This window comes from Cupriavidus sp. 2TAF22, assembly GCF_052115045.1.
In the GTDB taxonomy this organism is placed as follows: Bacteria; Pseudomonadota; Gammaproteobacteria; order Burkholderiales; family Burkholderiaceae; genus Cupriavidus.
In genome coordinates this window covers 258,958-270,691 of record NZ_JBFRFX010000007.1, presented here as the reverse complement: position 1 = coordinate 270,691, position 11,734 = coordinate 258,958, and the positions used below count along the sequence as shown (strand labels likewise).

Below are 11,734 nucleotides of genomic sequence, written 5' to 3'. Positions count from 1 at the left end.
TCCTGGAAGCCTACAAGGCCAAGACCATCATCGTGAACAAGCGCTCGATGGCGGCCGGCTATGCCGGTCTCGACAACGAGTTGTTCTACATGGACAAGACCATGATGGTGTTCGGCGACGCCAAGAAGGTGGTCGAGGACATGGGCAAGTCGGTCTGAAGAGCCTGAGCCCACTACAAAACAACGGAGACAAGCTGATGACTCAACCTCAATGGCAGCCGGAACCACCGCCGAACCCGTTTGGCGACCTGCACGGCAAGGTCGCGCTCGTCACGGGCGCGTTCGGCGGCCTCGGCCGGCACTTCGCCGAGACGCTCGCCCGCGCGGGCTGCCGCGTCGCGCTGGCGGGCCGGCGCGTCGGCGAAGGCGAGACCATACTGGCGGCGCTGCGCAAGCAAGGCGCCACCGGATGCGTGGTGCCACTCGACGTGCGGGACCCCGCTTCCGTCGAGTCGGCATTCGATGCGGTGAAGCGCGAGCTCGGTCCGGCCCAGATCGTGGTCAACAGCGCTGGCATCGCCACGACTTCCCCTGCCATGGACGTGACGGAGGACGCCTGGCAGAGCGTGATCGACACCAACCTGAACGGCGCGTGGCGCGTGGCACAGTGCGCCGCCCGGACGATGCGCGACGCGGGCAACGGCGGCAGCATCGTCAACATCGCCTCGATCCTCGGCCTGCGCGTGGCGCAACAGGTGCCGGCCTACACCGCCGCCAAGGCGGGGCTGATCCACCTGACGCGCTCGCTGGCCCTGGAATGGGCACGCCACGGGATCCGGGTCAACGCACTCGCCCCCGGCTACTTCGAGACGGATATCAACCGGGACTTCTTCGAGACGGAGAACGGCCAGGCGCTCATCCGGCGCATTCCGCAGCGCCGGCTCGGCCGCGCCACCCAGCTGGACGGCGCCCTGCTGCTGCTCGCCTCCAGCGCTTCGGACTACATGACCGGCACGGTCCTGCCCGTCGACGGCGGCCACGCCGTCAGTTCGCTCTGACCGCCACCGCGCCACAGGAGAATGCCTATGGAAGTCACCGCCACCCCGCCGGCGAAGGCAGCCGGCCCGTCCCCGTTCGACAGTCGTGCCCTGGCCCGGCTCCTGCTCGCCCACGGGCTGATCRACTATCCCGTGCTGTCCGTCGAGCGTCTGACGGGCGGACAATCCAACCCTAGCTACAGGATCGCCTGCGGCCCGCGGCAGTACGTCCTGCGCACCAAGCCGCCGGGCCAGTTGCTATCGTCGGCCCACGCAATCGACCGCGAGTACCGGGTAATGCAGGCGCTTCGGGACAGCGAGGTCCCCGTGCCGCGCACATTCCTCTACAGCGAGGACACCGCCATTGTTGGCAGCCCGTTCTACGTCATGGAGTTCCTGCAGGGCAGGATCCTGTTCGACCAGTCGCTGCCGGGACTCTCGCGGCAGCAGCGCTCGGCAATGTATCGCGAGATGGGCCGCGTCATCGCCGCGTTGCACCGCGTGGACCTCGACGCCGCAGGCCTGACCGACTTTGGCAAGCACGGCGGCTATATCGCCCGGCAGGTCCGGCGCTGGGCGAGCCAGTGCCGGGAGGCCGGCATGGACGACAACCCCGCTCTCGCCGCGCTTGCGGACTGGCTGCCGCAGCACCTGCCGGACAGCGACCGTACCTGCCTTGTCCACGGCGACTACCGCATGGACAACCTCGTGTTCCACCCCACCGAAGCGCGCGTGATCGGCGTGCTCGACTGGGAGCTGGCGACCTTGGGCGACCCGCTGGCCGACCTCGCCTACCACTGCATGAGCTGGCATATCCCGGCCGACCTGTGGCGTGGCATCGGCGGCCTCGACCTGCAGGCGCTCGGCATCCCCGACGAGGCAAGCTATCTCCGTTGGTACGGGAGCACCAACGGCACGCAGTCGATCGAGCACTGGGACTTTTATCTCGCCTACAACCTGTTCCGCCTCTCCGCGATCATGAACGGCATCGCCCGGCGCGCGAGGAGTGGCAATGCGACCAGCGCCGACGCCGTGGAAACAAGTCGCAAAGCGATCCCGCTGGCCGAACTTGGCTGGAAATACGCGATGCAATACGCGAATGCAGCATGACGGCAAGCAAGAAGTAACAAACAAGACCCCAGGGAAAATCAAAAGAGCCACGACATGAACATCAAGACGACCGCCCTCTTCTCACTGCTTGCCTGTTCAGGAACGACCTTTGCGCAGTCCGTCACGCTCTATGGCGTGGTGGACGCAAACGTGGAGTATGTGAACCACGCCGGCGCAGTGCCCGTTGCCACCAACGGCTTCAACCGCGGCCCGGCCAACGACGTCTACCGCCTGAACTCGGGTGGCCTGTCCGGCTCGCGCTGGGGCATGCGCGGCACCGAGGACCTCGGCGGCGGCCTCAAGTCGGTGTTCGTGCTCGAGAGTGGCTTCGGCCTCGACACCGGCGCTTCCCAGCAGAGCGGCCGGATCTTCGGGCGCCAGGCGTACGTCGGCGTGCAGAGTCCCATCGGCCAGTTCAGCTTCGGGCGCCAGTACACGTCGATGTTCGAGACGGTCGCCAACTATGAGCCCACCGCGTTCGCCACGCAGTACGAGCCCGTCGTACTGCAGACCGGCGCCAACTTCCGCGAGGACAACACGCTCAAGTACAACGGCCAGTTCGGTCCGGTCACGGCTATCGCCCACTGGTCGTTCGGCGTTGGCCTGGCCCTGCCGCAGACGGTAGGCGTGGCCACCGCAATCGGCGGCAACGGCGAGGTTCCCGGCCAGTTCCGGCGCGATACGGCTTACGGCGCGGGCGTCTCCTATTCCGCGGGCCCGATCGGGCTGATGGCGGCCTACGACCAGTGGAATCCGACCATCGGCACCGGCAGCGGCACGCTGAAAAAAGCCGCGGTGGGTGCGAGCTACGCGTTCGGAACGGCCAAGATCATGGGGGGATACCGCTGGGGCCAGAACAAGAATGCCGCGGATGTGGTGATCCAGCGGGACGATTTCTACTGGATCGGCGGCACCTACCAGGTCACGCCCGCCGTGGGTCTCACGCTCGAATACGACTACGACAACGTAAAAAGCCTGTTCGGCAACACGGGCGTGCCGAACCCCTGGCAGATCGCGCTGGTGGCCAACTACGCATTCTCCAAGCGCACCGACGCCTACCTGACCACGGCCTATGCGAAGAACGCCGGCCTGATGATGGAATCGCTGGCCACGGTGTATGCCAACAGCCTCTCGCTCGGCAACAGCTACACGCTGGGCAACGGCCAGAGCAATATGCTCGGCGTCGCGATCGGGCTTCGTCACAAGTTCTGACGGGTTTTGACTTGGCGCGCGGCGGTACGGCATGCGGTGGATTGGCCACCGCTCCATCTATCCAGGCTGCGATATCCGCTTCAGATCGGCCATGAAACGTCGCCAGAGCAGCACGCTGCTCGCGCCGAAAGCGATGCACAAGCCGAACCAAACGCCCGCGCCGCCCCATCCGAGCCAATCGCTGCAAAATAGTATCGCTGGAATGCCGATCAACCAATAGGAAATCAGGCTATTGCTCAGTCCGGCTTTCGTATTTCCAAGGCCACGCAAGAGGCCAATGCTGATATTCTGCGAAGCCGTAAAGAACTGATTGAAAACGGCGAACCAGAGCAGCGTGGTTGCTGTGGATAATATGGCAGGATCTGCGTGAGCGCCGAGAAATGGCCACAATACAATATGGGGAAAGAACAGGTAAACGAGCCCGATCGCCGTCATCGGAATAAAGCAGATTGTCATGGCGCCTCGTGCAATGACTCCGATCTCCCCATATTCCTGTTTCCCGATGGCACGGCTGACCATAATGGACGACCCGTGAGAGAGGCCGACATTGATTTGATAGACGATCTTGGCAAGCTGGTTGATGACATTGGAGGCAGCAAGCACAACAGGCCCGAAATTTCCTATCAAGATCGACGCCACGGAAGTAATTGACGCCTCGAGACCATAGGTCAGGGAGATCGGCGTTCCCATCTTCGCCATCTTGAGAACGGTCGCAGGTCGTGCTTTCCAGAAGGCGAGCGACAGAAAATCCTTCAGCTTCTCGTCCCGTTGAACGGCGCGAAGATAGACAAGGAAAGTCCATACCTGCACAAACGTCGTCGAAAGCCCGACGCCCGTCAGTCCGAGTCTGGGCAGGCCTAGCCACCCATAGATGAACATCGCGTTCAATAGCACGTTGACGGCGATGGAGACCACGGTGACCCACAAAAGCGAGCCGGGGCGGCGCATACCGACGGCGAATTGCCGCAAGACATTGAGCCAGACCATGGGTAAGAGCCCCGGCGCAAGCGTGATCATCACCGGCCTTGCCAGGGCGACGACGGTGTCATCCTGGCCGAGAAAGGTGAGGCAATAACCCAGACCGGCAAGCAAGCCGCCACCGATAAGAGCGACGACCGTGGCGAGAAACAACGCAGAGCGGACAAGGCCGCGGATCTCCTCCCGGGCAGCAGCATCGACCATTATGCTTTCCGTGCGTTTTTCGGCCCGTCCGATAGAAGCGGCAATGAGATTTCCCAAGCCTGTCACCATGCCGACGCACATGGTGCGGAACTGATTGTAAAGTAGCGTGGCAAGACCACCGGCCGCCAGCGCCTCCATGCCGATCAAGCCCATCATCATCAGATCGGTGCTCGTCAATACGATCTGCGCAAACTGAATTCCCGCAATCGGCGCGGAAAGCATGATCATGTCGCGGTAGTGACGTGGGATGGAAATCATCACAGATCTCTGGGTGCGAGTAGTTTATTGTGAAAAGAAAATTAATAAAATAATGCCGTCCCCGCCATCACCCACGCCGTGACTTTGGTGTCGATTCAATATTTTCTTGAGCGCATCGTACTTACCGAGCGGATTTTCACTTTCGATTGTGCTATATTTTTTTGCGACACTCAAACGAGTAATTTTAGGGGAGCTTGAGGAAACCTCATGCAGAACAGGCATCGCGTCTCTCTCAACGCCGTTCGGGTGTTTGCGATCGTGGCACGCACCGGGAGCCTGACGGCCGCCGGCGCTGAACTCGGCGTTACCGCCGGCGCGGTAAGCCACCAGCTCAAGAAGCTTGAAGACGAGCTTGGCGTGACCTTCTTCCACCGGGGAAATAACACCGTTTCCCTTACCGACGTGGGACAGCGGTTCTATCAGGAGGTCGCGCCGGCGATCGGGCTCATCGAGCATTCGGCCGATGCCCTGTATCGCGACGAAACCGAAATCAGCGTTCAGGCGTCAACGTCGCTTGCAGTGCGTTGGCTCATCCCGTCACTGGATCGCTTTCACGCGCTCTGCCCCGAGGCCCGCGTTCGGGTGGAAACTGGTTCCGCGCGAGGTTTGCTCGCCGTCCCGGTCTCTGATGTCAGCATCCGTTATTTCCGGGCAGGGGAAGCAGCCGAAGGATGGGAACTCCTTGCTCGCGACCTGAGCCGCCCGGTTGTTTCGCCGAGCCTGCTGGCAAGAGACACCAATCGCCGGGAGATCACCGTTTCGGACGTGCCGGCTCTTCAGCGCGCAGCCGGCAATTGGGACTGGAAGCTCTGGTGCGAAACCTTCGATATTTCGCTGGCAGAGCTTTCCTTCGCCCATGAATTCGACACCGACGATGCGGCTCTTCATGCTTGTGTTGCCGGTCTTGGGATGGTGCTCGCGCCGCCGATCCTCACGGCCAGGGAAACACAAGCCGGCGCGTTGGTGGTCCTGCCCGGATACGAGCCGGTTGAGATCGGAACATATCGTTACCAGCGCCGCTCGGAATCGCGCGTGGTCCGGCAATTCTGCAGCTGGATGGATACCGAAATGCGGAACCTCGAATGAACGGCTTTCTGTCGCGGATGCATTCACCAGCTTCGCGGTCGACAGCGGTTTCATTCCGGAAGTGAGTGGAAAGAGAACCGGCTTCCTTTTCAATACCAGAGGCGGCCCAAGGTAAATTCCCTTCCGGCTTCGGCAGCACCCTCTCCGAGATGCGATCGATTCAGTGCTTTCGGGTTTCCCCTTAATTCTGGGCGCGGATCGCGGTGAGACAATCCAGCCGGATCGCACGAATCAAGCGTCGTGACGGCGCAATGATCGCAGGCCAACCAAAGGGAGATAAATATGCATCGCCTTGCCGCTCTTTCCGCAGTCCCGGTCGCCTTTGCTTGCGGCTACCTTGCGGCCCACATGGGGCTGCCGCCCGCCCACGCGCAGACCCCGCCCGCCGCGTTGGCGCCGCAGATCATCAACCTGGCGGCCTTGACCAATGAAGACCTCGGGCCACAGGTTCCCAATATGGGCACGCTGCGCACGAGAGGGCTGGTGACGACGCCGCAAGGGACCGTTGCTGTGCAATCGGGCAACGTTCCAAAGCACTACCACACCAGCGCCGACGAGATCCAGTATGTCATCGCAGGAAAGGGAACATTCTGGCTGGGCAATGAACAGCGCGAAGTCGGCCCCGGCGACCTGATCGTCATTCCGAAGAGCGTCGCGCACGCGGGTTCGGTCGCAACCAGCGGCGATTTCAAGGCACTGGTAGTCAAGTTGCCACCGCAGGCCGCCGGCGATACCCACCTGCTGCCCTGAAACCCCGGCGCCCTGAGGGCAGTCGTAGCGAAGCGTGCCGCGCAGGAAGATGCGGCATCCATGACATGGCAGCACACCGAAGTCACGGTTGCCGCCATGCGGCTGCCGGGTTTCGTCGGCCACATCGACCGCTTCTCCTGGCAGTCATACGCCGACTGGTTCAGGTCTGGACGGTTTGCTGCGTCAAGAACGACAGCACGCGGCTCGCAACGGCCTCAGCCTGCTCTCATCGTCTTCACGCCGGAAAGTCTGTGGATTCCGACAGCGACTTCCACGCCTGCGTTTCCGTCGTCACGTACGCGTTCTTCTCGGCGATCGCCTTTAGCGTGTCGGTGCCAAGCGGCAGGCGCAACGGCGGCGTTTGCGCATCGACCAGCGTGACGAGCGCCGTTGCCAGCTTCTCCGGATCGCCCGGCTGCTTGTGATTTATGACGACTGCGAGGTCGCGCAGCTTGCCCGAGGTCTCAGCGTAGTCGTCGATGATTTCCTTGCCGACGAGGAGAGACGACGTATCCAGAAAGTCGGTGCGGAAGAAGCCCGGCTCGACGAGGGTCGCATGGATGCCAAGCGGCTTCAGTTCTGCGTGCAATGCTTCCGTGATGCCTTCGACGGCAAACTTCGTCGAGCTGTACACGCCGACCCCGGCCGCCGCTTGATAGCCGACAATGGACGAAATATTGATAACGTGACCCGAGCGCTGCTTGCGCATCACTGGTAGCACGGCGCGCGTCACGCTTAGCAGACCGAAGACGTTGGTTTCATAGATCCGGCGCACGTCGGCGTCGCTCGATTCTTCGACGGCGGCGAGCAGCCCGAAACCAGCGTTGTTGATCAGCACATCGATGCGGCCGAACCTCTCGACGGCGGCCTCGACAGCCGCCTTGACCTGCGCGCCGTCCGTCACGTCCAGTGCGACAGGGAACAATGCGGACGACTCGCCGAGACGCTCGGCAATTGCGGCGGCGTTGCGGCCCGTGGCGACGACGGCGTTGCCATCGGCAAGGGCTGCCTTGGCCATCAGCGCGCCCAGGCCGCGTGAAGCGCCCGTGATAAACCAGACGCGCTTGAACTGTTGCTTGGTGAGGTTGCTCATGATCTTGCTCCTGCATTGGTGGTGAAAGCGTCGATGGCCAAGCGTTATCCGCATCGAGATAGCGGAATGACGCTGCCTGACGGTGGGTCAAACCCGGATGAAATTGGTGGGTCGGTATTCGGTCGAGATCCAGCACTGCGGGCTTATCGGATTGGCATCTGACGTAACTCGCTGAACTTCCTCATCGGCTTAAGCACTTCCCTGCCCGCCGCGACCCTCAGAAATCCTGCACGGTGGGGCGGATCACGATCTCGTTGACGTCGACCGAATCTGGCTGCTCGACCGCATAGGCGATGGCCTGTGCGATGGCATCGGCCGGGATGGCCATCTTGTAGAAATCGACGACGAAGTTGCGGCTGTCCTCATGCCCGGAGCCGAACTTCAGTTCGGTGTCGACCGCCCCCGGCGAGATCACCGTGGTGCGGATGTGGCCGCCGACCTCGTGGCGCAAGCCTTCGGAAATGGCGCGCACCGCGAACTTCGTGCCCGAGTACACCGTCCCTCCGGGACTGAAGACTTTCAGGCCCACGACCGACGCGATGTTGACGAAGTGACCCGATTGCTGCCTTTCGAAGACTGGCAACGCCGCTGCGATACCGTAGAGAAGACCCTTGATGTTGATGTCGATCATGCGATCCCATTCGTCTGTCTTGCGCAGCGACAGGGGCGCGATGGCCATCAGGCCGGCGTTGTTGACCATCACATCCAGGCGGCCGTGTTGCGATACGACGTCGCCAATCAAGCGATTGACCTGCGCCTGGTCAGTGACGTCGACCTGGTGAACGGATGCCTTGCCGCCCTTTGCCCGGATTTCGGCGGCGATGCGCTGAAGACTGCCGAGCCGGCGAGCGGCCAAGGCGACCGTGGCGCCTTTCGTGGCAAGGAGCTTGGCGGTGGCTTCTCCGATTCCGCTGGAAGCACCGGTAATGATGACGACGTTGTTAGCCATGGTATCTCTCCGAAAGGCGCTGGATTGCGTGGAGAGAAGTCTGGCCGAGGAATCTATTTTTGATTAGACTGGAATATGTGGAATCTCTTTTCCATCCATGCAAAAGTCCCACATGTCCACATGACCGAACTGGCCGACCTGAATGACATCGCCGTCTTCGTCCGAGTGGCGCAATTCGAGAGCTTCAGTCGCGCTGCACTAGCCCTTGGCATGCCCGTTTCCACCGTCAGCCGCAAGGTGACGGCGCTCGAGGAACGCCTTGGCGTGACGCTGCTGCAACGCACGACCCGCAAGCTCAGCCTGACCGCGCAGGGACGAGCCTATTTCGATCAGTGCAGCGAGCCGCTGAGCCATCTGTACGACGCGGAGCGCGTGATCACCGAGACGCAAAAAAAGCCGGAGGGCCTGCTGCGCATCTCCGGTCCCGTGATGCTGGAACAGGAGCCGTTCTACGCATTTCTGTCGTCGTTTCTAAGGAACTATCCGCGCATCCAGGTGGATCTTTACTTCACCAACGTTTTCGTGGACCTGATCGCCGAAAACGTCGACGTCGCGATCCGCTTCGGTGACTTGCGGGACTCGAGCCTTGTCGCGCAACGCGTGGGAAGAAGTATCAGGCACCTGGTCGCCTCCCCCGAATACGCACGGAATCACCATCTCCCGGCCCGGCCCGCAGACATCAGCCAACATCCCTGCGTGCTGATCAACGCCCGGAACAACGAGACGGAATGGCATTTGGTCAGCGGACGAAAGTCAGTCAACGTTCGCGTAACGGGCCCCGTCGCCGCGCGCGACTTTCACATCGTCAGCGCCTTTGCGCTCCGCGGTCACGGCATCGCACTCCTTCCTTCCGGCTATTCCGATGCGCATATCGCCCGCGGGGAGCTCGTTCGCATCTTGCCGGAATGGTCGTCACCGGAAATATTCGTTCATGCCGTCTATCCGACTCGCCGCTTCACGCCGTCAAAGCTGAAAGCGTTTCTCGATGCGCTGAAAGCGTGGGAAGGCCCCCTTTGGCTTCCATTGCGATGAAGCGTTCTACGACTTTACGTCGCGAACGCTTGGTCGTCCCCCGACCGCGGTGGGCGCGAGCGATGTCGCCGGGGCGCTTCATGCGCGCGGAACACTATCTCGCGGCCGTGTCGGACACGCGCGAAGAACACCCGCGGATCTGACAGGCGCTGCGACGCCCGGAGTGTCACAGTAGCGACACTTCTCGCATGGACAGGGCGCAGGTGCCAGGCAAATTTGGCACCGAAATGGTGCATACCGGTCAGCTCAGCAGCGCGGATCGTGTGGTTAGCCCCTCCGCGTCCAACTCGCCCCTGTCAACTCGTCTCCGGCGAGCTCCATCCTTGTAAGTTCTTCATCCTCCCTTCGAAAAGATTCACTTCTGCTCGCGAGGCCCATCGTTCAGGATCTCTTGAGAAATGCTACGCCGCCGGAAGGCACAGTTCGCGTCGACAGATGCGAGGACCTTGGCTGTCTTTATTCACCGTGTCCTTTTCGGGGAGGTTCGGAGATGCTCGCCAAGATCGTCGCGATGTATCGCTACTTCATGTCCGTGGTGCCCTTCCGGCTGACGCCGGCCATCATCACCACGGCCGTACTTGTCACGTTGCTGCTGATGCCCGCGCCGGCTGGCTTGAACGCGGACGCCTGGGATCTGGTGGCCATTTTCCTGACCACGATCGTCGCAATCATTCTCAAGGTGATGCCGATCGGTGTGATGGCAATGATGGCAATCGTGATCGTGTCACTGGCGCAAGTGACCTCGAACTCGTCCAAAGGCGCCATCGCCGATGCGCTGAGCAGTTTCTCGAATCCGCTGATCTGGCTGATCGTCGTGGCCATCCTGATCTCGCGCGGGCTGAAGAAAACGGGGTTGGGCAATCGCGTCGGCCTGATGTTCATCGCGCTATTGGGCAAGCGCACCGTCGGCATCGGCTACGGGCTTGCGATCTGCGAGCTGGTCCTGGCGCCATTTACGCCCAGCAACACCGCGCGCGGTGGCGGCATTGTCCATCCGATCATGCGGTCGATCGCCGGCGCTTTCGACTCTGATCCGACCAAGGGGACTGAGGGCAAGGTCGGCACCTACCTGGCGCTGGTCAACTACCATGCCAACCCGATCACGTCGGCCATGTTCGTGACCGCCACCGCGCCGAACCCCTTGGTCGTCGACTACGTGGCCAAGGCCAGTGGCCAGTCGCTGCACCTGACCTGGACCACCTGGGCGCTGTGCATGCTGCTGCCCGGCCTGCTCTGCCTGTTGCTGATGCCGCTTGTCGTTTTCGTGCTCTGCCCGCCCGAACTGAAGGCGACGCCCAACGCCATCGATTACGCCAGGGGCGAGCTTGCCCGCATGGGCCCGTTAAGTGGAAAGGAGCGGGTCATGATGGGCGTGTTCGCCATGATGCTGGTCCTGTGGGCCAACGTGCCGGCGATGATCATGGGCCCGGCTTTCACCCTCGATCCGACCGTGGTCGCATTTCTCGGCCTCTTCGCCTTGATCATCACCGGCACGATCGACTGGGATGATGTGTTATCGGAGAAGAGCGCCTGGGACACCTTGATCTGGTTCGGCGCCCTGGTAATGCTCGCGGAACAGCTCAACAAGCTTGGCGTGATCGCATGGTTCTCGGCCGATATGCGCGATGCCATCGCCGCCAGTGGAATGGGCTGGCTCTCGATTGCCGCCGTGCTGGTGCTGGCGTTCGTCTTTTCCCACTACCTGTTCGCGAGTACCACGGCGCATATCAGCGCGATGATGCTGGCCTTTCTCACCGTGGGCGCTCACCTGATCCCGCCACCCTATGTCCCGCCTTTCATGCTGATGATGGCGGCCGGCTCCGCGATCATGATGACGCTGACCCACTACGCCACCGGCACATCGCCAATCATCTTCGGCAGCGGCTATGTGACGATGGGACAGTGGTGGCGGGTCGGCGCGGTGATGTGCGTGCTGGAACTGACCATCTTCGCCGTGGTAGGGGGTACCTGGTGGAAGATTCTGGGATTCTGGTGAGCCGGGCAAGGGCCGGTTCACGCATGAAAGCACAAGGCGGATTTGCTGGTGAGCCAATTGCAACGCCGGGGATTGCCCTCCTGCGAAGAG

At 61.9% G+C, this 11,734-nt stretch carries 11 protein-coding genes; 8 read left to right on the top strand and 3 right to left on the bottom strand.

The features are described from left to right. The 4 genes from AB4Z48_RS11560 to AB4Z48_RS11545 all read left to right on the top strand — a co-directional run. The coding region (locus tag AB4Z48_RS11560) for an NAD(P)(+) transhydrogenase (Re/Si-specific) subunit beta (RefSeq protein WP_441614076.1) at nt 1-158 on the top strand (158 nt) is incomplete at its 5' end. Between the two features lie 38 nt (nt 159-196). Beyond that, entirely contained in the window at nt 197-997 is an 801-nt protein-coding gene (locus tag AB4Z48_RS11555) for an SDR family NAD(P)-dependent oxidoreductase (RefSeq protein ID WP_441614064.1), read from the top strand. Between the two features lie 27 nt (nt 998-1,024). Then, nucleotides 1,025-2,086 carry a phosphotransferase family protein gene (locus tag AB4Z48_RS11550; protein WP_441614063.1) on the top strand — a complete coding sequence of 354 codons (1,062 nt, stop codon included), beginning with the start codon at nt 1,025-1,027 and terminating at the stop codon, nt 2,084-2,086. A gap of 54 nt (nt 2,087-2,140) precedes the next feature. After that, nucleotides 2,141-3,298: a porin gene (locus tag AB4Z48_RS11545; RefSeq protein WP_441614062.1), complete on the top strand. Its 1,158-nt coding sequence runs from the start codon at nt 2,141-2,143 to the stop codon at nt 3,296-3,298. Between the two features lie 57 nt (nt 3,299-3,355). On the opposite strand, the gene AB4Z48_RS11540 is transcribed toward AB4Z48_RS11545, so the two are convergent. After that, the gene (locus AB4Z48_RS11540) at nt 3,356-4,738 is read right to left on the bottom strand and encodes an MATE family efflux transporter (RefSeq protein ID WP_441614061.1); all 1,383 of its coding nucleotides are present in this window, start codon (nt 4,736-4,738) and stop codon (nt 3,356-3,358) included. Between the two features lie 207 nt (nt 4,739-4,945). On the opposite strand from AB4Z48_RS11540, the gene AB4Z48_RS11535 reads away from it, so the two are divergent. After that, nucleotides 4,946-5,824: a LysR family transcriptional regulator gene (locus tag AB4Z48_RS11535; RefSeq protein ID WP_441614060.1), complete on the top strand. Its 879-nt coding sequence runs from the start codon at nt 4,946-4,948 to the stop codon at nt 5,822-5,824. A gap of 282 nt (nt 5,825-6,106) precedes the next feature. Further along, complete coding sequence (locus AB4Z48_RS11530) at nt 6,107-6,574, top strand: cupin domain-containing protein (RefSeq protein ID WP_441614059.1); 468 nt, start codon at nt 6,107-6,109, stop codon at nt 6,572-6,574. Nucleotides 6,575-6,809: 235 nt separating this feature from the next. On the opposite strand, the gene AB4Z48_RS11525 is transcribed toward AB4Z48_RS11530, so the two are convergent. Together AB4Z48_RS11525 and AB4Z48_RS11520 are read right to left on the bottom strand one after the other, a co-directional pair. After that, on the bottom strand, nt 6,810-7,667 hold the full coding sequence (locus AB4Z48_RS11525) for an oxidoreductase (protein ID WP_441614058.1): 858 nt from the start codon (nt 7,665-7,667) through the stop codon (nt 6,810-6,812). Between the two features lie 217 nt (nt 7,668-7,884). Beyond that, nucleotides 7,885-8,616: an SDR family oxidoreductase gene (locus AB4Z48_RS11520; RefSeq protein ID WP_441614057.1), complete on the bottom strand. Its 732-nt coding sequence runs from the start codon at nt 8,614-8,616 to the stop codon at nt 7,885-7,887. A 120-nt stretch (nt 8,617-8,736) separates the two neighbouring features. On the opposite strand from AB4Z48_RS11520, the gene AB4Z48_RS11515 reads away from it, so the two are divergent. Together AB4Z48_RS11515 and AB4Z48_RS11510 are read left to right on the top strand one after the other, a co-directional pair. Continuing rightward, the gene (locus AB4Z48_RS11515; protein WP_441614056.1) at nt 8,737-9,648 is read left to right on the top strand and encodes a LysR substrate-binding domain-containing protein; all 912 of its coding nucleotides are present in this window, start codon (nt 8,737-8,739) and stop codon (nt 9,646-9,648) included. A 490-nt stretch (nt 9,649-10,138) separates the two neighbouring features. Beyond that, nucleotides 10,139-11,644, top strand: a complete 1,506-nt coding sequence (locus tag AB4Z48_RS11510) for a DASS family sodium-coupled anion symporter (RefSeq protein ID WP_441614055.1) — start codon at nt 10,139-10,141, stop codon at nt 11,642-11,644. Nucleotides 11,645-11,734 lie beyond the last annotated feature (90 nt).

What these genes read in the sequence shown, in the direction of transcription:
- AB4Z48_RS11555 (WP_441614064.1), top strand. Translation starts at nt 197, where the DNA reads ATGACTCAACCTCAATGGCAGCCGGAACCACCGCCGAACCCGTTTGGC.
- AB4Z48_RS11545 (WP_441614062.1), top strand. Translation starts at nt 2,141, where the DNA reads ATGAACATCAAGACGACCGCCCTCTTCTCACTGCTTGCCTGTTCAGGA.
- AB4Z48_RS11540 (WP_441614061.1), bottom strand. Translation starts at nt 4,738, where the DNA reads ATGATTTCCATCCCACGTCACTACCGCGACATGATCATGCTTTCCGCG.
- AB4Z48_RS11535 (WP_441614060.1), top strand. Translation starts at nt 4,946, where the DNA reads ATGCAGAACAGGCATCGCGTCTCTCTCAACGCCGTTCGGGTGTTTGCG.
- AB4Z48_RS11530 (WP_441614059.1), top strand. Translation starts at nt 6,107, where the DNA reads ATGCATCGCCTTGCCGCTCTTTCCGCAGTCCCGGTCGCCTTTGCTTGC.
- AB4Z48_RS11525 (WP_441614058.1), bottom strand. Translation starts at nt 7,667, where the DNA reads ATGAGCAACCTCACCAAGCAACAGTTCAAGCGCGTCTGGTTTATCACG.
- AB4Z48_RS11520 (WP_441614057.1), bottom strand. Translation starts at nt 8,616, where the DNA reads ATGGCTAACAACGTCGTCATCATTACCGGTGCTTCCAGCGGAATCGGA.
- AB4Z48_RS11515 (WP_441614056.1), top strand. Translation starts at nt 8,737, where the DNA reads ATGACCGAACTGGCCGACCTGAATGACATCGCCGTCTTCGTCCGAGTG.
- AB4Z48_RS11510 (WP_441614055.1), top strand. Translation starts at nt 10,139, where the DNA reads ATGCTCGCCAAGATCGTCGCGATGTATCGCTACTTCATGTCCGTGGTG.